The 22047-nt window shown below is 39.9% G+C and carries 17 protein-coding genes; 6 read left to right on the plus strand and 11 right to left on the minus strand.

Annotated features, from left to right (window positions below):
- Positions 1 to 10: 10 nt before the first annotated feature.
- The 7 genes from AQ505_RS14135 to corA all read right to left on the minus strand — a co-directional run bounded on the left by AQ505_RS14135 (position 11) and on the right by corA (position 9494).
- A complete protein-coding gene (locus tag AQ505_RS14135) occupies positions 11 to 3304 on the minus strand; it encodes a SusC/RagA family TonB-linked outer membrane protein (protein ID WP_062548775.1) in 3294 nt (1097 codons plus the stop codon).
- Positions 3305 to 3395: 91 nt separating this feature from the next.
- The gene (locus AQ505_RS14140; protein WP_062548776.1) at positions 3396 to 4427 is read right to left on the minus strand and encodes a FecR family protein; all 1032 of its coding nucleotides are present in this window, start codon (positions 4425 to 4427) and stop codon (positions 3396 to 3398) included.
- Positions 4428 to 4484: 57 nt separating this feature from the next.
- Entirely contained in the window at positions 4485 to 5033 is a 549-nt protein-coding gene (locus tag AQ505_RS14145) for an RNA polymerase sigma factor (RefSeq protein WP_062548777.1), read from the minus strand.
- Positions 5034 to 5162: 129 nt separating this feature from the next.
- Complete coding sequence (locus AQ505_RS14150; RefSeq protein ID WP_062548778.1) at positions 5163 to 5729, minus strand: Crp/Fnr family transcriptional regulator; 567 nt, start codon at positions 5727 to 5729, stop codon at positions 5163 to 5165.
- A 113-nt stretch (positions 5730 to 5842) separates the two neighbouring features.
- Positions 5843 to 6583, minus strand: a complete 741-nt coding sequence (locus AQ505_RS14155; protein ID WP_062548779.1) for an SDR family oxidoreductase — start codon at positions 6581 to 6583, stop codon at positions 5843 to 5845.
- Positions 6584 to 6727: 144 nt separating this feature from the next.
- Positions 6728 to 8161, minus strand: coding sequence for a LuxR C-terminal-related transcriptional regulator (locus tag AQ505_RS26945; protein ID WP_062548780.1), 1434 nt, complete (start codon positions 8159 to 8161; stop codon positions 6728 to 6730).
- Between the two features lie 442 nt (positions 8162 to 8603).
- Positions 8604 to 9494, minus strand: coding sequence for a magnesium/cobalt transporter CorA (corA, locus tag AQ505_RS14165; protein WP_062548781.1), 891 nt, complete (start codon positions 9492 to 9494; stop codon positions 8604 to 8606).
- 131 nt (positions 9495 to 9625) lie between these two features.
- Here corA and AQ505_RS26665 point away from each other — a divergent pair, with 131 nt between their 5' ends.
- Positions 9626 to 9802, plus strand: a complete 177-nt coding sequence (locus tag AQ505_RS26665) for a hypothetical protein (protein ID WP_197286185.1) — start codon at positions 9626 to 9628, stop codon at positions 9800 to 9802.
- A gap of 13 nt (positions 9803 to 9815) precedes the next feature.
- Here the strand turns inward: AQ505_RS26665 and AQ505_RS14170 are convergent, their stop codons facing one another.
- Positions 9816 to 10097: a hypothetical protein gene (locus AQ505_RS14170; RefSeq protein WP_062548782.1), complete on the minus strand. Its 282-nt coding sequence runs from the start codon at positions 10095 to 10097 to the stop codon at positions 9816 to 9818.
- Between the two features lie 434 nt (positions 10098 to 10531).
- Between AQ505_RS14170 and AQ505_RS27375 the strand changes: the two genes are divergently transcribed.
- Positions 10532 to 10819: a DUF6266 family protein gene (locus AQ505_RS27375; RefSeq protein WP_062548783.1), complete on the plus strand. Its 288-nt coding sequence runs from the start codon at positions 10532 to 10534 to the stop codon at positions 10817 to 10819.
- Between the two features lie 244 nt (positions 10820 to 11063).
- A complete protein-coding gene (locus AQ505_RS14180; RefSeq protein ID WP_062548784.1) occupies positions 11064 to 11408 on the plus strand; it encodes a rhodanese-like domain-containing protein in 345 nt (114 codons plus the stop codon).
- A 5-nt stretch (positions 11409 to 11413) separates the two neighbouring features.
- Here the strand turns inward: AQ505_RS14180 and AQ505_RS14185 are convergent, their stop codons facing one another.
- The 3 genes from AQ505_RS14185 to AQ505_RS14195 form a co-directional block, all read right to left on the minus strand.
- Positions 11414 to 11878: a MarR family winged helix-turn-helix transcriptional regulator gene (locus tag AQ505_RS14185; protein WP_062548785.1), complete on the minus strand. Its 465-nt coding sequence runs from the start codon at positions 11876 to 11878 to the stop codon at positions 11414 to 11416.
- Positions 11871 to 12305 (minus strand): EVE domain-containing protein, encoded by a 435-nt coding sequence (locus tag AQ505_RS14190; protein ID WP_062548786.1) that lies wholly within the window; start codon positions 12303 to 12305, stop codon positions 11871 to 11873. The genes AQ505_RS14185 and AQ505_RS14190 overlap by 8 nt, the downstream gene beginning before the upstream one ends.
- A 122-nt stretch (positions 12306 to 12427) precedes the next feature.
- Positions 12428 to 12940 (minus strand): glutathione peroxidase, encoded by a 513-nt coding sequence (locus tag AQ505_RS14195; RefSeq protein WP_062548787.1) that lies wholly within the window; start codon positions 12938 to 12940, stop codon positions 12428 to 12430.
- 462 nt (positions 12941 to 13402) lie between these two features.
- Between AQ505_RS14195 and topA the strand changes: the two genes are divergently transcribed.
- The 3 genes from topA (at position 13403) to AQ505_RS14210 (ending at position 22047) form a co-directional block, all read left to right on the plus strand.
- The gene (gene topA / locus AQ505_RS14200; protein WP_062548788.1) at positions 13403 to 15985 is read left to right on the plus strand and encodes a type I DNA topoisomerase; all 2583 of its coding nucleotides are present in this window, start codon (positions 13403 to 13405) and stop codon (positions 15983 to 15985) included.
- Between the two features lie 28 nt (positions 15986 to 16013).
- The gene (locus AQ505_RS14205; RefSeq protein ID WP_062548789.1) at positions 16014 to 16418 is read left to right on the plus strand and encodes a hypothetical protein; all 405 of its coding nucleotides are present in this window, start codon (positions 16014 to 16016) and stop codon (positions 16416 to 16418) included.
- Between the two features lie 70 nt (positions 16419 to 16488).
- On the plus strand, positions 16489 to 22047 hold the full coding sequence (locus tag AQ505_RS14210) for an alpha-2-macroglobulin family protein (RefSeq protein WP_062548790.1): 5559 nt from the start codon (positions 16489 to 16491) through the stop codon (positions 22045 to 22047).

Below are 22047 nucleotides of genomic sequence, written 5' to 3' on the forward strand. Positions count from 1 at the left end.
CTTTCTATGATTATAAAGTGATGTTAATGCCTATTGATGTTGTTTTTGCAGTTGGATAAACCCCATAATCCTCGCCATTTGTGGTGGCATCGCTGCGGTTGGTTACCTCTGGATTGTAACCCGTGTATTTGGTGAAAGTGAATGGGTTCTGCATGGCTACATATATCCTAACCTTATTTAAAGTCAGTTTCTTCGCCAGGCTTTCCGGTAAAGTATAACCTAAAGCAATATTACGGATACGTAAGTAAGATCCGTTTTCAATATGCCAGGTAGAAGTAGTTCCATTGCTTCCTTTCGCAGCGCGATTTGCCCTTACATCCTGACCACTTCCTGGGTCACTTTCTGACTTCCAACGATCTAAAGAACTGATCATATTGTTCATATTTCCCTCTTTATTGGCAAAATATCTACGAGAAAGATTTAGGATCTGATTGCCATAAACACCTTGCATGGCTACACCTAAATCTATTCCTTTGTATTCAAATGAAGTCGCAAATCCGTAGGTGAATTTAGGCAGGTAATTTCCAACAATCTCCCTGTCTTTGGTGAGGTCAATCACTCCGTCGCCATCTACATCTTTAAACTTAAAATCACCAGGTTTAGAAGTATTCACATCATAATTTCCCTGAGTATCCAGGTAATGAGGATAAGCATTTACCTCTGCCTGATTTTTAAACACACCTAAAACTACCGGCAAATAATAAGAACCAATAGGCTCACCTACTCTAGTGATAAAATAAGCATTGGCAACTGAACCAGTTTTGATAATGTCTGCATTTCCAGGACCCAGCTCCACTACCTTGTTGATGTTTTTGGAGAAGTTCCCACTTGCAGTCCATTTGACCGCCCCAAATTGCTGCTGCGTGCCTAAATTGATGTCAATCCCTTTATTGTTCACTTTACCAATGTTTTTCAGTTCTGTAGCAAAACCGGTTGAAATAGGCACTGGTACATCCAATAACAGGTTATTCGTATTACTATTGTATACATCTACTGATAAAGTCAGCTGATTGTTGAAAAATGCAGCGTCGAAACCTACGTTTAATTGTGCTGTCTTTTCCCATTGTAAGTCGTCATTAGGCTTTGCAATTGGTGCAGCCCCATTAATTACGCCTGGAGTGGAACCACCAAAGACATAACCAAAATTATTCATTGAGCCTTGAGCCGCATAATTAGGAATATTGAAGTTACCAGTTAGTCCATAACTCGCCCTTAATTTCAGGTCAGAAATAGTTTCCGAGTTTTTCAGGAAATCTTCTTCAGATAACCTCCATCCCAGGGAGGCAGAAGGGAAATATCCCCATTTGTTGTTCTTTCCGAATTTCGAAGAACCATCGGCTCTGATCGATCCAGTAAATAAATACTTTCCTTTATAGCCATATTGCAACCTCGCAATACCTGAAGCCAATGCCCATTGTGTTCTGGTTGCTGTACCATTAGTGACCAGACCAGCTTTGATAAACTCTACCTGATCGCTGATGAACCCTTTGGAAGCAAATGCGTAATTACCGCTTAAATCGTCTTTTTGAGTAGACCAGCCAACTAAAGCATTGATGTTATGGTCCCCTATCGTTTTTGCATAATTCAAGGTTTGCTCTAACAGCCAATTGGTTTCTTTTATCGTACGTGAAGAGCCTGTAGCCTCCGAAATTGGGTTTCCAGCGGTGTTAGACTGTGGAAATGTAGAAGGTCTAAAGGTATCTTCAGAACTGTTAAATAAATCCACACCCAGCTGCACTCTATATTTTAAATCTTTTGACAATTCTGCTTCTAAAAAGGCACTTCCAGTCATCCTGGTAGTGGCTACATCGTCTTTTTGAAGCATCGCTAAAGCCACAGGATTCCAGGCTTGTGTGCCCCCATTTCCATCTGCAGTTCTGTTGTCAGGTAAGGTAGTTTTTGTACCTGCACTCCATGAATTTTGGTCAAAATTATAACTGCCATCGGGGTTATACACCGAGAAAATTGGCGCATAATGCAAGGCTGAGGCTACAATACCACCTCCATTAGCATTGTAAGCACCATTGGCATTTACTCTCTTTTCATTGGTGACCGAAGGACTAAAGTTAATGCCATATTTGACCACTCCTTTTTTACCTTCCAGGTTTACCCTACCGCTATAACGCTTGAAACCGCTATTCAAAATAATCCCGTCCTGATCAAAATATTCCAGGGAACCATAGTATTTCATCGACTCTGAGCCACCCGCTGCCGAAATCGAATGGTCTTGAATTGGTGCTGTTCTAAAAATCTGATCCTGCCAATCCGTATTTGTTAAACCTTGCTGACCTTGCAAATAAGGTAAAACCTCTAATGGCAACACCGTATTGGTATTGTTTCCAGTATTAAACAAGCGTAGGCCATTATTATCATTCACACTATAATTAACCAGTGGCTTTCCTGTGGCCAGGTACTTTCTGTTATTGGCTTCCATCACATCTACATAAGAGTTATTTCTGGATTCCAATACCATTTGAGCATACTGATACGCATCCATCATTTTGATCTTATGCGCCAGAGATTGCCAGCCGGTATAACTGTTGACATTAATCGTGGTTACCCCATTCTTGCCTTGTTTTGTGGTGATCAAGACCACACCATTAGAACCTCTTGATCCATAAATTGCAGCAGAGGAAGCATCTTTTAAAACCTCAATGGAAGCAATATCATTGGTATTTAAAGTGTTGATGTTGTCATTTGAGATCGGTACACCGTCAATCACATACAGCGGATTTGAACCTGCAGTGATGGTCCCAACCCCTCTTACTTTAATAGAAAGTGCGCCGCCTGGTGCGCCAGAACCTTGTGAAACCTGCACTCCGGCCATCTTTCCAACCATGGCTTCTGCCGCATTACTAATCGGCTGATTCTCCAGATCTGAAGCTTTGATACTCGCAATAGCGGTGGTCACATCCTTCTTCTTCTGACTGCCATACCCTACTACGACCACATCAGAAAGATTGTTCGAGCTTGGATTTAACTGGATCAGCAGCGTGGCCTGTTCACCAGGTTTCAGTATGTAATTGCTGATGGTTTTAGTTTCATAACCAATATAAGAGGCGCTGATGTTATAGGGAACATTCGCAGAAAGTCCTTTTATCGAAAACTGACCCTCAGAATTGACCATGATTCCTTTCTTTTCATTGGTTTTTGTGTTCAGTAAAAGGACGGAAGCGCCGAGTAAGGGCCGCCCGGTTTCATCTTTTACAATCCCGGTAATCTCAGAAGTCTGAGCCCAGGTCTTTGCCGACACTGACATCATCAGCAGGCAAAAGAACAAGTGTGTAGTAAATTTTTTTAGCATAGTCTAATTTGTTTGATTGTTGTTTTTTGGCAAAAAGATCCCCTTCCCGCCTTTTTTAGCAGGTTAATTTGTTTTAATATGGTCCTTTGATTTACTTTCTGATCAGGAACCCTTCGGCAGTTTTAATTTGGTTAAGTTTGTTTAGTTCAGCGATTTCTTCCAGTATGGTGTCTATAGATTGTGTAGATTTTATAATTCCTGTAAATGACATTTCCACCAAATCAGCACGGTCGTATATAATTTTAACTTTATAGTGTTTTTCCAATTGATCAAACACATCCACCAGAGAAGCCTGCTGGAAGTTGAGATCCCGACTGCTGTTCTTATCTTTCGCCAGTAAAGTCTTGTGGTCCGATACGCTGATCCTATTCAGCATACTATTGTAAACCAGCTCTTTTCCAGGAAGCAGCACTTCGCTGAATGCTGAAATATTCAGAACGGTATCTATATTTTTAACTAAAACCTTTCCCGTATGGAGTTCAACTTTGATGAACTTGCTTTTTTCCAAAGCGGTGATGGTGAATGAGGTACCCAAAGCCGTGGTGGCAATGCCTTTCGCATACACTACAAAAGGATGGTTTGTATCTTTTGAAATCTCAAAAAAGCTTTTCCCATTTAAGAATACTTCTCTTTTATTTTTCACAAAAGGAATCGCGTACCTTAATTCTGCTCCAGGAAATATTTTAACGGTAGAACCATCAGGAAGGATTACCAATTGCTGATGGTCTGTATAATTGACAACTGATTTCCAATTGATCGGGTTTGTTTTTTCAGGGGTTGACACCTTATTGCTGGCCAGCGTTATTTTTGAATCTCTCTGGCTCCAATTCAAATTGAAAAGTCCAATTGAAAGTACAGCCAGTAAAATAGCAGCTGCAGAAACTATCTTGATCCATTTTAAGAGATAAACTTTAGCAATGGTCTCTTTTTTTACTGCGCTAAACATCTCCACACTTTTCAGCTCATCCAGCTGTGCATCATTAGTTTCCTCCCATTCAGTTTGGCTCAATAAATGGTCCGGCAAGTCGTCAATAGCATTCAAATAGTTCAGTACCTGAAGTTTTTCCTCCGGGCTGCACTGTCCTTTAAAATATTTATCTAATAATGCTTCAGACACACTCATACTACCAATACGATTGGATTGGAGGGAAACCCGTAACGAAATAAAAATATATTTAAATTAGTCAAGAATTTTTGTCAGCAGCACCAGGACTGGGACTAAAGCATAGCCATCCAGCTGTTTAACAGCTAATGAAATGTGCTTTTCAACCGTTCTCGGAGAAATACACAGCTGCTCGGAGATTTCTTTATAAGAATAACCTTGCAGTCGACTTAAAATGAAAACCTTTTTCCGGGTTGGTGGAAGCACACTCAGTGCAACTTCCAACTGTTGATTGATTTCAAACTTTTGATGCTGGTCTGTGGCTTCTTCGGAAATGTGAGTATAATATAATTTCAGATTCCTTTCGTCATTACTTTCCTTTTTGAAATAGTCGAGTAAGGTCGTTCTTGCAATCCGGAACAGCTGAACATCCATTTCGTGCTCTTCCGATAAGGTATGCCGAAAGTTCCATAATTTGATAAAAGCGAGCTGAGTTAAGTCCTGGGCCTTATCTTCATCGTTTGTTTTCTTAAAAAAATAGGCATATACCTTTTTATGAGATAGTCTGAAGACCATTTCAAAAGACTCGTGATTGCCTGATTTTAAATTATGGATATAGCTTAACATTGCTGCACAAAACTATTAGATACATATTAGCCAAAACTAAATATAGTGTTAATTCTGATTAAAGTAATAGTTGCAATTTCCTTAACTATCCATGTAATTCGGGGTTATTACGCTTTACTGCTGGTATATTTAGCGGATGTTTGTTCTGATACGGCTCAATGAAGTAGCTGTAACGCCCAGATAAGAGGCTAGATATTTAAGAGGAATGCGATTTGCTAAGCCAGGAAAATTCTTTAAAAAATCCAAATAACGGGTGGTTGCATCTTGAGAAATTATAGGTGCTTTTCTATACTTTTGAAAGATACAGAGTTGAATCATTCTGTTTGTTACATTATCCCATCCGAAAATAGTCCGCAAAAGTTCCTCCCAATTTTGTTTGGAAAACACAATGAGCTTACAATTTGTACATGCCTGCAAATATTCAGATGAGGCGGTTTCCGCGTCAAAATTGATGTAGTCAAAGGTCAAGTTATTTTCATTGATAAAAAAGCGGGTGATTTCTTCCCCCTTGTTGTTGTAATAGCAGCCGCGCATCACGCCTTCCACTATAAAGCCGACTTGTTTTGGCACTTTTCCTGCTTCAGAAAAATATTCATCTTTACCAAGTGACAATAGCTCCGCTTTTTTTGAAATCAATGCGATTTGCTGCTGGTTCAGCGAACAAAATTGTAATACATATTCTAAAAACTCTTTCATTTTGCAAATTTAGTCAAGACGTTTTTTAACCACATGGGACTTGGTAACAATTTGGTTTATAATCATGAAAGCACCATAAAAATAAAAAGCAAATAGTGCTTTCATGAATTTCATTACCAGGGAATTTCAGCTGTTAGCGGATTGGCTTCCTCACTGAAAAATTTACCAGTTGGTCCATTATGATCAATCAAAGCATATTTTACAATGCGTTTACCAGCTTCTTCGACTGTGCCAGTTCCAAGATGGTTTGTAAAATCGGTTTTGGTATAACCGGGGCAAACTGCATTTATTTTAAATTTTGTATCACGCAATTCGTAAGCCAAATGCACCGTATACATATTCATTGCTGATTTTGAAGAAGCATACGCTGCAAGTACTTTATAATGATAAGCAGCATAGTTTGAATCGCTTTGAAAGGTAAGGGATCCCATGTTAGAGCTTACATTTACAATGCGAGGTTCATTAGATTTCTTCAATAAGTCAATAAATACTTGTGTAGTCCGTATTACTCCATAAAGGTTGGTTTCGTATACTTCCTTGAAATTATCTATACTAGCTGCTGAAGGATTTTGAGGAATGCCGCTGATGCCTGCATTATTGATAAGCACATCTAAAATATCCGTCTTTTTACCTATTTCTGCTCTTGCACTTTTCAGGGAATCATTATCAGTTACGTCAAATTGAATAACTTCAACATTGGTCAATCCCTGGGCTTTTAAATGTTCCAGGGCTTCCAGTCCTTTTTCTAAATTCCGGCTTCCGAGGTAAACATAAAACCCTTTTTGTACCAATTGCTTTGCTATTTCAAGTCCTATCCCTTTATTTGCCCCTGTAATTAAAGCTGATTTTTTCATTTCTTTAAATTTTTTAGTGGTGCAAAATTGAACGATTAAAACTGAAAACGACTTGTCATATGGCAAGAAGTGATTAGTTCAAGTTAACACTATTCCAACTAATATACTACAATACGGTATGGAACAATTTCTGATATACGATTCTTATACATTGACCTTATCTTTGATCCTTAGCGCCTGTGTCCTGCTCTTTACATCCAGCTTCACATATAAATTACTGATGTGATATTTCACCGTATTTGGAGAAATAAACAGTTTATTCGCCAGTTCCTGATTGGTTAGACCTTCCCAAATCCCTTGCAGCACCTCTGTTTCGCGCTCAGTCAGCAGGAAATCCTTTTGTAAAATCATCAGGGTATCCTCCTCATTACTCAGCGGAAGGTTGGAAATCCCAGGTACTACTAAAGCACTTTCTTTGAATTCCACCAGGTATTTGTTGATTTCAGTACGGTAATGCTCCTTCTCTTCCTGTAGGGCTCTAACTTTAAAGGTGATGGCAAAGCCGATAGAGATAATTTCAAAAGCACTGACCATTCTCAAGGCATCCATATCAAATGCAGCTAACCAAGGCAGGTTAAAATTCATGTTGAGCACATAGCCAGCTCCAAAAATGACGATGATACCAAAAGTTAAGACTAAAAACCGGGCATAGACATCTTTCTTAAACCTGGAAATGGCAATACTGATAGGGATTATGGCGCTTAAAAAACTGAGCAAATCTACAATCGGAAGGAAGGCCTCCCATTTGAAAATGGTAAATAAAACCAAGGTCAATAATGCCAGGGCGATCACCGGGCCCACATAACGCCAGTAGTTCTTATGCGTATCTTTCAAATCCAGGAAATAGTAAGAAAAAACACAGGCAAAAGCAGCGGTAAATGGCACGGTATAAACCAATAGGTTATTCATCACTAATTCTCCGGAGGACAAGTAATAAAACATTCCGTCTTCATAGAAAAACTCCACAAAAACACCAATCTGTAAAAAGCAGTAGGCAATAAACCGCTTGTCTTTGAAGATCAGGAAGAATACAAAATTGAATATAATGGACATCAATCCAAGTCCGTAATAAAAACCAATTCTGAGCAACCTCTTCCCCTCTTTTTCCTGGAAGGACTGCGCATCCATCAGCACTAAAGGCAATTGTTTCAACAGTGCATCTGAACTTTTCAAATAGTAGACATTACTATCTGTTTGAAAGTTAAACTGATCATATCTGGCTAGATTTTCCTGTTCCTTTATTTCAATGAACTGCCCATTTTTATAACTATAAAGTGAGGTATGGTGAAGGTGCGAAGAAGAAATCTGTAAAGATAAAGGCTGATTCAGCTGATGCGTATCCAGTTTACCTTTTAACCAGTAGGCAGTCTGCTCTTTCTTTGGGCCTGGTTGTTCTGCAAAACTAAAAGAAGGTGCTTTTTTGAGGGGTTTGAAAATCAAACCTGAGATCTCTTTTTCTAAACTGCTGCTGCGATCAGCAGTTTGTCCATTCACAAAAACACCCGGTAATAACAGCAGTATCAGAATGATGATTCGGGGATAAAAAGTTCGGTATTGAGTAGGTTGAAAACAGTTCATTTATACAAGAAACGGCTAAAATAGAACTCAAAACTAATCTTTTTCTGCTGAGCTCATTGTAATAACCTTGTATAATTTGAGTTTTCTTCTCTTCCTGAAACTTAGATACTGATTGCCAAAAACAACAATACAGCCGCAATCCATTGCATTTCAACTCAATATAAAGTGTGTTTCATCAACCTACCCGAATGGGTAGGTTGATTTTAATCTCTTAAATTATGAAACCCACCCATTCGGGTGGGAAATAATGTTTTCTGGCCTTGTATGTTTGTCCCAAGTATTTAATGAATCTCTTCCCTTCTTTAATACATGAAAAATTTCCGAAGGTTAAATTATAGCGACAATAAAGGCAGTAAAACTGCCAAATCTGTAGCCTCTCTCCGCCGGTAGTCTAAGCACTGCCGGCATTCATATCAACTCATAAAAAAATAAGATTAGGTGATTAAAGCCAACCTTTTCTTTTGAACCAAAAGTAAATAGCTACCGTCACCACCACCATTAATCCCATCACTCCCGGGTATCCCATTCTCCAATGCACTTCCGGCATAAACTCGAAGTTCATTCCATAGATTCCAACAATGAACGTTAAGGGCATAAAGAATACCGAAAAGATGGTCAGCACCCGCATGATTTCATTTGTTTTCTGAGAAGATGCCGAGAAATAAATGGCTAACAGCTGATGTATGTTTTCAGCAAGTGAGTCCAGCATGCTCTGATGTTTCACATATAAATCCCTGGTATCCCTAGTATTCACATTTCCTTCCTGCGCATCCAAGGCATCAATAATGTCATAAGAAAGAATCAGCATTCTTTTCAATAAATCAATCTTCCGTTTTAAATAGTACAGCCCTTTCAGCAATGGTGCTTTTTTGGGTCTTAAAAAAACAATCTCTTCATAATAATCCACGGATTTAGCCAGTTTATTTAATGGTTCGGTATAAGTGTTTAAACAGGCACTGATCAACAGATTCAATAAATCAAGGGTGTTGCTACATTTTTCATTTTTGATCAACTTCGCTATTGGCGCAATCAAATCATGTGTCCTGCGATGAACAGTGATCAGGAATTTATCGGAGTAAAAGAACGCAATTTTATGGGTAAGCTCCTGGACAGTGTCCGCCTCTGCGACATTCTTTTGTGTATGTATTCTAAATATAATGAAAGCATAGTCCTCCATCCTTTCATATTTTGGCAAATGATCTGGCTGAAGACAGTCATTAACGAGGGCGGGATGCAAGTTGTATTTTTTAGCGATGCTAGAAAGCTCCTCTGTTGTCGGGGCAGTAAGGTCAATCCATTCGAATGCTTGGTTTTCAGCAAGATTTTTAGTCATAAATTTCTTTAATAAAGGATACTACTCCTGTTAACACACATTTTAGGCCATTGTTCTATTTGATTTAAACCTAATGATACTCACAAGTGTTATGTTTGTGTTCAAACCTTTTATCTTAAATAATTAAACCTATGAATAACTTTTTTAGAACCATTATTGCTGGTTGGGGAGCAAAAAAATTAGGCGGCGGCTGTTTGTCTACAATTATCATATTTGCTTTAATTTATATGATGTTAGGTAAATGTAACAATGGCACACGTGCCGCAGAGCCAAAATTCAAATCTGAAAAACCTTTGGTCCTTAAGTAGTTTCAACAATTGCTTAGTCGATGATGTGCTCAATTTCCTTTCCAATAGCACGTGCTGTACGCTCATCAAATACAATTTCTAGTCGCTCCCCTTTTAATTCTGGGGTATATATTGGAAGATCTCCGGCTGGAATTTCTGTCGTTTTCATCAACACCCATTCGTTTCTGTCATGACGAACAGCGCCCATAATACCCCCAAAATAGATCACCTTATAATAATCCTTCTCTTTAAGGATCGTCAAGGTGACTTCCTTTTTGCCGTAACCGACCCGAATGTTAAAAGCTTCCTTCTCCATGCTATTTTACACTTAAATTGAAAATGTTAGTAGTAAATGAATACCCAAGATCTAACAATGACCATAAACTAGCTGAAGCAGGAAATTGTTTTACGCTTTCGTGAAAAAGCATTAATTCATCAAACTATTCCAATATAGGTTCAACATCTCTTTCCCTTAACCATCTAAATTTGAACTTGAAATAAGTAGAAATTTAACAGGTCTTTATTCAATCGTTAATGGTTGATTAATCCATGATTGATCTAAATGATGTTTTAACTATGACATAAGTAGTAAATAATGTCTTATTTAGATTTAATTATAACCGAATTTAATTTGACCATTCATTAATTTCATCAAAAACATTGTAGATCAGTAACTTAAAATAAATAACTATTATTGGAAGTTTAAAAAATGAACTATTTGGTGGATTTCATGGCCGTGTAGGCAATTTAGTGGGTTATGTATTGAACGGAAAATCGATTATCAGAACAATTGGTAAAAGCAATAAACCCCTCAGCCCTGCCAGAATGATCAATTGCAACCGCATAACGATCGTCAATAAGTTTCTAAAACCCATTCATCAATTTATTAAATTAGGCTTTCAGCTTAAGGTTGTTAATTCCGACAGGAATTACTACAACAAGGCGGTTTCTTACCATAAAAAACACGCAATAACCGGTGAAGCCTATATAGGGAGGATGGTTCCGAAATTTCAGATAGTGTTTATGTGGGCAGCATAGAGAAAACTGATTTGAAAAGTAAAGAAATTAAGCGCATTAAAAAACAAGAACCTATTGCGTTTAATAGACCAGAACATAACAAGAAGTCAACCAGAGCTATTAGCAAAAGCAGACTTAGCACAAAGTTAAAATTACAACTGCAGCCGCATCCAAAGCGAAAGCTCCCCGATAAACCTAATTAGGATTGGCCATGTGATTTACAAAAAACCTCGACAAAGCCACATTTTAACGGTAAATTTGCAAAATGGAAATCGAACGCCACAATTCTACTCAAATCATGCAAGCTTACACTGAAATAGACATTACAAAATTGACTGCGCTTCAAAAAGAAGCATCTATCTTGCTTATAGACGTCAGAGAACGCCATGAAGTACCCGTCCTTGATAGCGAAATCTTCAAAAAAGTGCCCATGTCTGAGCTCGCTGAATTTCTGAATACTGCTGTTGAAGAAAAAAACATTGTTTTTATTTGTCAGCATGGAATCCGGAGTGTTGCGGCGGCAGAGGCCTTGCATGATAAACAGGGCTCAGGCAAGCAGATCTACAGTCTAAAAGGTGGCATTGCAAAATGGAGAAATTACTTTTTGTAAAGGCTTTACACTTCTTTAGTATGCTGTTTAATTAATGCTGCCATCTTTGAATTAAAGCTGGTCAGGTCTGTTCCTAACTCCTTAAAAAAATATAGATCGGCAGTTTCTACACATATAATGGCTTTTTGTAAGACCTTTTCTCCATCTGGAGTCAACATGATGGTTTTAGCCCTGGTATCTGTTGGATGTTCATGACGGGTAATAAAATTCTTATCTTCCAGCGTCCTCAATACCTTTGACACCATCATTTTATCCGTATTGCTTTGATTGGCGACGTCAACCTGTGTAACTTTATCACTTTCTCTGGATAACCAGGCTAGTGCACAGAGCAGCGCGAACTGGGTATGCGTCAAGTCTAAAGGATCTAAAACACGCTTTAGTTTCCTCTGCCATAGCATTGTTAACTGCCCTAGAAGATAACCGGGACTGTCTTCGGGCTTTTTAAAATAAAATTCAATTTTATTAGACATGGTCTTTATGTAGCATTTTTAAAGAAATCAATTCAAAATCATGCTGATTGATCTCGAAGAAACCAAAACGGAACGGATAGCCCCAGCTTTTCTTGTTGGGGATAAAATCCAGTTCGGGAATTAAGGGCAAAATGGAAACATCCAGGCTCGGCAAAAATTCAATATTACGTCTTGAGGGACAAAAGTCTTCAGACACTTGAACCTGATATATTTCGTCATCCATCACCTTTCCTATAGCGGTAAATTCCTGACAGGCCTCAGGTCTTCCCATAGTTTGTTTTCCTGAATAATAGATAATGAAATCATCCTTACGCATCTTTTTCAAAGGCGAGATTTTTCCATGACAGGCTTGTGCAATCCCCTCTGCCAGCCCGGTTTTAACATGATCTTTCGATGCCACAATGATCCAGTATGCTAATTTTCTCATCTGATGTACTTTTGTTGTCACAAATATAATATACACGACAACTACATCCAGATATTTTCACTTAATTCCATAAAAAAACCTGTCTCAAAAGAAACAGGTTCAACTAGTTTTTTAGTTAACTACTAAAGGTTCTTAGTCAGCTCTTCGCTTAAAGGTTTCACTTTAGAGCGGAAACGGTGTACCAATTCTCCTTTTTCATTGATTAAGAACTTCTCGAAATTCCAGTTGATGTCACCAGTGAAATCTGGGTTTGCTGCAGTTGTCAGATATTTGAACAATGGGTTAATGTCATCACCTTTAACACTCACTTTTTCACTTAATAAAAAGGTAACCCCAAAATTCTTTTTACAGAAGTCCTGAATTTCAGAATTAGTCGCTAATTCTTGTCCGCCGAAATTACCAGCTGGGAATCCGATCAACACCACCTCTTTACCATATTGCTTACTCAATTTCTCCAGGTCTTCATATTGAGGCGTATACCCACATTTCGACGCGGTGTTCACAATCAGGATTTTCTTTCCTTTGAATTGCGACATTTTCATCACTTTACCATCGATGGTTCTAAAGTTGAAATCATAAATACTTTTTGCCGGCGGGGTAAAGATCAGGCTCAGTAATATTAATAATGTATTCATAGTTTGATATTTTTAAATGTATAAACGAAGTTAAGCACAAAAAGATTGTTTGAACCTAAAAGAAGCTTGGAAATAGTAAAAAAACTTCATTTATTACCTAGAAATGTCCGGCGGCTTAAACATTCCGATACCGCTATATTGAAATAGGCGATTTTGAAAAAGACAATCCCTCCTATTTATAAAGTATTAAAGAAATATTTGCTCGCTATAAAGGTAGAATCGAAGTTATTCCTGCATAATTAGGCGAATTACTTGAAATACATTACGGCTTTAAACCTATTTAGCATATCCCCATTTTTTTATCAAAAAAACACATTACCCCGGATAAGCCCCATAAATCAGCTATAATCACCACTTTATAGCTAATAAAATGAGGCTTTTTCAAATTTATTTACTATAAAAATCATATCGGATTTTGAAATTAGCCTTATTTATAGCTTTATTTGCAGAAAAACGTTCTGAATGGCGAAGAATTTATTAATAGTTGAGTCACCTGCAAAAGCTAAAACCATCGAAGGGTATTTAGGAAAAGATTTCCTTGTTAAATCAAGTTACGGACACATCCGGGATTTGGTTAAGGGGGATATGGGCATCGATGTAGCCAATAATTTCGCCCAGACCTATGAGGTCCCTGCCGATAAAAAGCATGTAGTAGCCGAGCTTAAGAAGTTAGCCAAGGAAGCCGAAATGGTATGGCTAGCGTCCGATGAGGACCGTGAAGGGGAAGCAATTTCCTGGCACTTATATGAGACATTAGGACTAAAAGAAAATAAAACTAAACGTATAGTATTTCACGAGATCACTAAGCCTGCCATCTTAAAGGCGATAGAGAATCCACGTACCATCGATTATAACCTGGTCAACGCCCAGCAGGCACGCCGTGTATTGGATAGATTGGTAGGTTTTGAACTTTCTCCGGTATTGTGGAAAAAAATCAAACCATCTTTATCTGCAGGTAGAGTGCAGTCGGTAGCCGTACGTTTAATTGTAGATAGAGAGCGAGAAGTCAATAAATTTAATGCAACCGCTGCATTTAAGGTATCTGCACAATTCGGTACTGGAAAAGGTAAAGAAGTGGTGAAAGCAGAATTGCCACAGCGTTTTGAAAAAGAAGCAGATGCAGAGAAATTCTTAAATGACAGTATCCAGGCAGGATTCAGCGTGGCCAGTTTAGAGACCAGACCTGCAAAAAGAAACCCAGCGCCTCCATTTACAACTTCGACTTTACAGCAGGAAGCTTCCCGTAAACTGGGATATTCGGTGTCGAGGACGATGCAGATCGCTCAGCGACTGTATGAAAGTGGACGTATCACGTATATGCGTACCGATTCCGTGAATTTATCGGAAACTGCATTACAGGCAGCATCAGCGGAAATTAATTCTGCATGGGGCGAGAAATACCATCACCAAAGAACTTATAAAACGAAATCTGCAGGCGCACAGGAAGCTCACGAGGCCATCCGCCCTACTTATTTCAATCACCATACCGTGACCGGCGACAGTTCAGAACAGCGTTTGTATGAATTGATCTGGAAGCGTGCCATCGCTTCTCAGATGTCTGAGGCGCAGTTTGAAAAAACAACTGCACAGATTGCCATCAGTACCCGAAAAGAGCATTTAGTTGCAGAAGGTGAAGTATTGAAATTTGATGGTTTCCTAAAAGTATACCTGGAATCCAGCGATGACGATGAAGCAGAAGATTCTGAAGACAACAACATGCTGCCTCCATTGGCTAAAGGCCAGGAATTGAGCTTAAGAGAAATGAATGCAACAGAGCGTTTCTCTCGTCCGCCGGCAAGATATACAGAGGCCAGTATGATTAAGAAACTGGAAGAACTGGGTATCGGTCGTCCTTCTACTTATGCACCAACGATCTCTACGATTCAAAACCGTGGTTATGTGGTGAAAGAAGACCGTGATGGTCGTCAGCGTTCCTTTACCTCGATTGTATTGGCGAATGGTGAAGTTAAAAAACAAATTAAAACAGAAATTACGGGTGCAGAGAAATCAAAACTCTTCCCAACAGATATAGGTGAAGTAGTGAACGACTTCCTGGTAGAACACTTTAAAGGAATTGTCGATTTCAACTTTACAGCGAATGTAGAGAAGGAATTTGATGAGATCGCACAAGGTTTACAGGAATGGACGAAAATGCTCCACTCCTTCTACACCCCTTTCCATCAGGAAGTAGAAACTACATTAGAAAACGCGGAACGTGCAAACGGAGAACGTTTACTAGGTGTGGATCCAGTTTCTGGAAAGAACGTATATGCTAAAGTAGGTAAATTTGGTCCATTGGTGCAAATTGGTCAGAATGATGATGAAGAAAAACCGCGTTATGCGAGTTTGGCAAAATCTCAGTCGGTGGCCACAGTGACACTTGAAGACGCTTTAGAGCAGTTTAAACTGCCTTTCCAATTGGAAGACTATGAAGGTAAAGAAGTTTCTGTAGGTGTAGGCCGCTTTGGCCCTTACGTGAAATGGGGAGATGCTTACATCTCCATTCCTAAAAACGAAGAGCCTTTATCAGTAGATAGAGACCGTGCGATAGAAATTATTCAGGAGAAAATCACTGCTGATGCTCCTGTTGCACATTACGAAGGTTTGCCGGTGACAAAAGGAAAAGGCCGTTTCGGTCCTTTCATCAAATGGAACGACTTGTTCATCAACGTACCAAAAGCATATAACTTTGAAGAACTTTCGGCCGCAGATATCAATGAATTGATTGGCAAAAAGGTGGAAAAAGAAGCCAACAGATTCATCCAGCAGTGGAATGAGGAGAAAATTGCGATTGAAAACGGCAGATGGGGACCTTTCATCCGCTTCGGTAAAGACATGCTGAAACTGGGTAAAAACCCGGCTACAGGTGAAAAATACACACCTGAGGATCTGGCATCCGTTTCTTTGGAGGAAGTGAAAAAACTAATCGTTGAGCAGGTTCCAAATGCATTTGAGCCTAAAGCAACGAAGAAAAAAGCAGCAGCTAAAACCACTGCTAAAGCGGCAAAAGCACCAGCAAAAAAGAAAACAGTAGCGAAAAAATAGAAGGCAGGTAACCCCTGCAAGCGTAATTATGAAAAAGGATCTCCCAGAAAACATAGTAGAAGATATCGCCGTTGCGGTGGTATTGACCAGCGAAAGTCCGGAGTTTAAAAACTGGACAGTATATCTGATTAACCTGAAAAATGAGGTTTTGGAAAATGTCATGATCAGTTCAAAGGGATATGGAGAAAAAGACGGTAGAAAAGTGCAGACTTCTGTGCTGCGCCACTCTTTGGGAAATGTAATGCCACAATCTTTTGCCGGTGTAGAAGCGATTGCTCCAGAAGTACTGGGCTTAACAAACGAATACTGGTTGAGCTATTATATAAATAATGTGATCTATGATAAAAAGTTTATTTTTCTCCCTGAAAGCATTGTAGATGAGAACCTAATCCGAATTCCACTGGTGAACAAGCCAGGAGTAATGATAAAATAATTTCGGTTTAATTCCCGATCTCAATCCTTTTTGTTAATTTCCATGATCTTTACCTATAAGAACAGATTTCATGAAAATTACGCAAAAAGGATTTTTTATTGGCGGAGCTTTGCTCGTCCTTATCGGCCTTACTACCTTCTTCCTCCTAAAAAAGAAGCCCACTAAAGACAATCAGGCCTATGCTAAATACATAGAAGCTTATACCTCTGGTACCGTATCCAAAAAAAGCAATATTAGAATCAGATTGGCCAGTCAGGTGAAAACCATGGGCGATATTGGTGTAGCTGATCAAAGGGACCTATTTAGCAGCTCCCCTTCCATTAAGGGAAAAACTTATTGGATTGATGCGCAAACCTTAGAATTTCGCCCGGATGAAGCGTTGAAGTCCGGCGAAACGTATGATGTGACTTTCCACCTCGATGAAGTGACAGAAACAGAGAAAGGTTTGGGAGATTTTGATTTCGACTTTAAGGTCATCAATCCGGGGCTGGATTTAACGCAGGAAGGTCTGGTTTCTCAGAACAACACTTCGCTGGATTACATGAAGCTCAAAGGAGAAATCAACACCGCCGATCAGGAAGATCCTAAATTGATTGAACAATGTTTAAAGGTTGATTTCCCAAGCGCTTTAAAAGTAAAATGGCAGCACACACCAGCAAAAAACACTTCCAGCTTTACCATAGACAGTATTCCTAAGGGGAAATCCGAAACTCCGTTGAATTTAGCCTGGGATGGCGATCCAATTAAAGCAGGAAGAAGAGGACAGGAAGAATTGGTCGTTCCTGCTAAAGGAATATTTAAGATCATGAACATGAAAGCTGTGCAGGATATGGAAGATTTTGCATTGGTGCAATTTTCTGAACCGGTTAATGTAGGTCAGGATCTCAATGGACTGATCAGCTTGTCGCAATTGTCAAACCTGCGGTTTACCATTGATGCCAGTCAGGTGAAGGTATATAGCCCTGATAAACTGGAAGGTAATTACCAGTTTACCGTAAATGAAGGCGTAGAGAATATCAATAACAAAACACTAACTGCGGCAAAAGCAGCCAATATTATCTTTGAGAACAAACTTCCATCGGTAGAGATTTCCGGAAAAGGAACGATCCTTCCCAATTCAGGGAAATTGGTATTGCCTTTTGATGCGGTGAATTTGAAAGCGGTGGATGTGACTATCATCAAGATTTATGAGAACAATATCCCTCAGTTTTTCCAGACCAATGGATTTGATGGCAATCAGGAACTGCGACGTGTAGGTAAACCGATTGTTCAGAAAACGATTCGTTTGGATGAGGATAAATCACTCAACCTACATAAGAAAAACCGCTTTACTTTAGACCTAGACAAGATCATTCGTACTGAACCTGGTGCCATGTACCGTGTGACCATTGGCTTTAGAAGCGCTTATAATCTTTTCAAATGTGCAGAAGGGTCTTCAAAAGAAGGTGATTCCAGTGAGGATGAATTTGAAAATTACAGCAGGGAGAAGCTGGATGAATTCGATGATTTCTGGCTGAGGTATGATAATTATTATCCTAGTGGCTATAGCTGGGAAGATAGAGACAACCCTTGTACCCCATCCTATTACAGAACTGATAGATTTGCCAGTCGAAATTTGATTGCCTCCAACATTGGTTTAATTGCCAAAGGCGGTAATGATGGCAGTATGCTGATCATCGCCACAGATTTATTAACCGCCAAGCCCCTAAGTGGTGTATCGATAGAATTACAGGATTACCAGCGACAGGTTATTGAAACGGTTAAAACCGATGGCGATGGTATGGTGACCATTGACAACAAAAGAAAGCCATTTTTATTGGTGGCCAAAATGGGCGACGAACGTGGATACCTGAAGGTTAATGATGAAAATGCATTGCCACTGAGCAGATTTGACGTCGCTGGTGATCAGGTACAACATGGCTTAAAAGGCTTTATTTATGGAGAACGCGGTGTTTGGCGTCCAGGAGATTCTTTGTTTTTATCTTTCATTCTGGAAGACAAGCTTAAAAGACTACCTGGTGCTTATCCGGTTACTTTCGAATTATACAATCCTAAAGGACAGCTGGTTAAAAGAGCGGTAAATGGTAAACCTTTAAATGGTTTCTACGCTTTTAGAACAGCTACAGAGAGTACTGCCCCTACGGGCAACTGGCTGGCAAAAGTAAAAGCCGGCGGCGCTGTATTCTCCAAAACGATTAAAATTGAGACGGTGATGCCAAACAGGCTTAAAATCAGTTTCAATTATGGTAATCGCCCTTACTTAGGTTCTGGCGGACCATCTACAGCGGTATTATCCGCAAACTGGTTGTTTGGTGCACCAGGCAAGCATTTAAAAGCAAAAGTAGATGTCAGTCTGAATACGATGAAGACGACGTTTAAAGGATATGAAGATTATAGCTTCGACAACCCTACAGTGGTTTTCGAATCGCAGTTGAAAACCATTTTTGAAGGAACATTAAATGAAAATGGAACGGCTACTGTAAATACCAATCTGAATGAGAATAATACAGCACCTGGGATGCTGAAAGCCAATTTCTCGATTAAAGTATTCGAAGCTGGCGGTAATTTCAGTATTGACAATTTTAGCATTCCCTACCATGTGTATTCGGATTATTATGGGATAAAAACTCCTGCTGGCGACAAATTAACTGGGATGCTGCTCACAGGTAAAGACCATCAGATTGACATTATCAATGTAAACAGAGATGGAAAATTACTGGCAGGCAGCAAGGACGTAGATGTGGAGCTATATAAAGTGCAATGGCGCTGGTGGTGGGAACGCGAACAGGAAGACGCTTATGCGAATTTCACTCAAAACTCCTACAATAAGCTGGTGATTAAAGAAACGGTAGCCTTGAATAATGGTAAAGGCAAATGGATCTTACGCATTGATGAACCGGAATGGGGTCGTTACCTGCTATTGGTTAGAGATCGTAAAAGTGGTCACGTGACTGGAAAATCAGTTTATATTGACTGGCCAGGATGGGCACAGCGCGAACAAGGTAATAACCCTACCGAAGCAGCTATGCTATCCTTTACCGCCAATAAAACCAAATTTAAAGTGGGAGAAGAAATCGTCCTGACGATTCCTTCCGGTCAGGATGGCAAAGCCCTGATCTCTATTGAAAACGGCAGTAGAGTTATAAAAACCTTTTGGACGGATACAAAAGCCGGACAAACGCAGTTTAAATTCAAAGCAGAAAAAGGCATGACACCAAATGTGTTTGCCAATATCACGCTTTTACAGCCCCATGCACAAACCGTAAATGATTTGCCTATTCGTATGTATGGCGTTATTCCTTTGCTGATTGAAGACCCTGAAACCATACTGAAACCGCAGATCAAAATGGCGGATAAGCTGAAACCTGAAACGGAAAGCACCATCACTGTTTCTGAGCAGAATGGAAAAGCAATGACTTATACCGTTGCCATTGTTGATGAAGGTTTACTTGACTTAACACGATTTAAAACTCCTGACCCCCATCCTGTTTTCTATGCCAGAGAAGGTCTGGGTGTAAAAACATGGGATCTGTTTGATTATGTCCTGGGTGCCTGGGGCGGAAATCTTGAAAGGATCCTCAGCATCGGTGGTGATGGCAGCATCAACAAAAACCTAAACCCTGCTAAAGCGAATCGCTTTGTGCCAGTGGTCAAATATATGGGCCCTTTCAGCCTTTCTAAAGGTGGCAGTAATACCCATAAGTTCAAACTGCCGCAATACATTGGTGCCGTGAGGGCAATGGTAGTTGCTGGTCAGGATGGTGCTTATGGTGCTGCTGAAAAAAGCGTGTTGGTGAAAAAGCCATTGATGTTATTGGCCACGCTTCCAAGGGTGATTGGCCCGGGGGAAAGCTTTACCCTGCCTGCTACCGTATTCGCGACAGAGCCAAACCTGAAAAACGTAACCTTACAATTGCAAGCCAGTAATCTGGATGTTATCGGTAGCAAAACCCAGCAACTGGCATTTAAACAGCCGGGTGAACAAATGGCTTATTTTGAAATTAAGGCTCCTGAAATGACTGGAATTGCGAAAGTTAAACTGATCGCTCAAAGTGGCAATGAGAAAATTGCTTACGATGTGGAGCTGGATATTCGTAATCCTAACCCTTATGTGAGTAATGTAGTTTCGGCAATGATAGAACCTGGAAAAAACTGGGGAATGAATTATGCGCCGATTGGCATGGCAGGAAGTAATTCCGGAAGTCTGGAATTGTCGGCTATCCCTCCGATTGACCTTAAAAAAAGATTGGGTTATTTAATGCAATACCCACATGGTTGTGTAGAGCAAACTACATCTGGAGTGTTCCCACAGCTGTTTTTGAATAAATTAACGCCACTGAGCGAGCAGCAAAAGACCACGACAGAAAGAAATATTAAAGTTGGGATCAATAAATTACGTGCCTTCCAGACTGGTGATGGTGGCCTTGGTTACTGGCCAGGTGCAACCAGCGCTGATGAATGGGGCAGTATTTATGGCGCGCACTTCCTGATTGAATCACAAAATGCAGGTTATAGTCTGCCGGTCGGTTTATTAGAGGAGCTTTTGCGTTACCTGAAAGGTAAAGCTTCAAATTGGGCGCCTAACAGCAGCAATTTCTACGGATCTGATCTTACTCAAGCTTACCGGTTATATGTCCTTGCGCTAGCTAAAAAGCCTGAAATGGCGGCAATGAATAGACTGAAGGCATTCCAATACTTGTCGGTAGCGGCAAAATGGCGTTTGGCAGCAGGTTATCAGCTCGCCGGACAAGCCGTAGCAGCAAATGGTTTGATTAAAGGCCTGGCGATTGAAGTACAGCCTTATCAGCAGCTCGGCGGAACTTATGGTTCTGATTTAAGAGATGAAGCTATGATTTTGGAAACGCTGACTTTATTAGGCCGCAAAGCTGAAGCAGCGAAGTTATTGCAGCCAGTAGCTGCTAAACTGGGGACTAATGAATGGTATAGCACACAAACTACGGCCTATAGCTTATTGGCAATTGCCAAATTCTGTGGTGCCAATACCAGTTCCAATAACCTTAAATATAGCTACCTGATTGATGGAAGAAAAGGAAGCAAGGATTCGAAAGACTTCCTCAACGCTATTCCTTTGACTTTTAAAAACCCTACAGTATCGGTCACGAATACAGGAAACCGGGTATTGTTTGCACGTCTGATCTTACAAGGTCAGCCTGCAGCTGATCAGAACACCTTCCTGCCAAACAATCCGGAAGCATTGGAAATGAACATCAGCTACAAATTGTTAAATGGCAAACCCATAGATCCAGCTGTCCTGAAACAAAGCACAGATTTTTATGCGGAAGTAACGGTGAAGAATCCTGGAAAAATGGGCTACTATGAGCAGATGGCATTGACGCAAATCTTCCCTTCAGGATGGGAAATTATCAATACCCGAATCAGTGATACGGAAAGTGCGATTGCTTCCTCTCCGTATATTTACAGAGACATCAGGGACGACCGTGTCTTTACGTATTTCAACCTGAGGGAAAATGAAACGGTGACTTACAAAGTATTGCTGAATGCGGCTTATATTGGCCGATATTATTTATCTGCAGTGCAGTGTGAAGCGATGTACAACAACAACATAAGTTCTACAGCAGCAGGGAAATGGGTGCAGGTAATTAAATAA

This window comes from Pedobacter sp. PACM 27299 (assembly GCF_001412655.1).
Classification (GTDB): domain Bacteria; phylum Bacteroidota; class Bacteroidia; order Sphingobacteriales; family Sphingobacteriaceae; genus Pedobacter.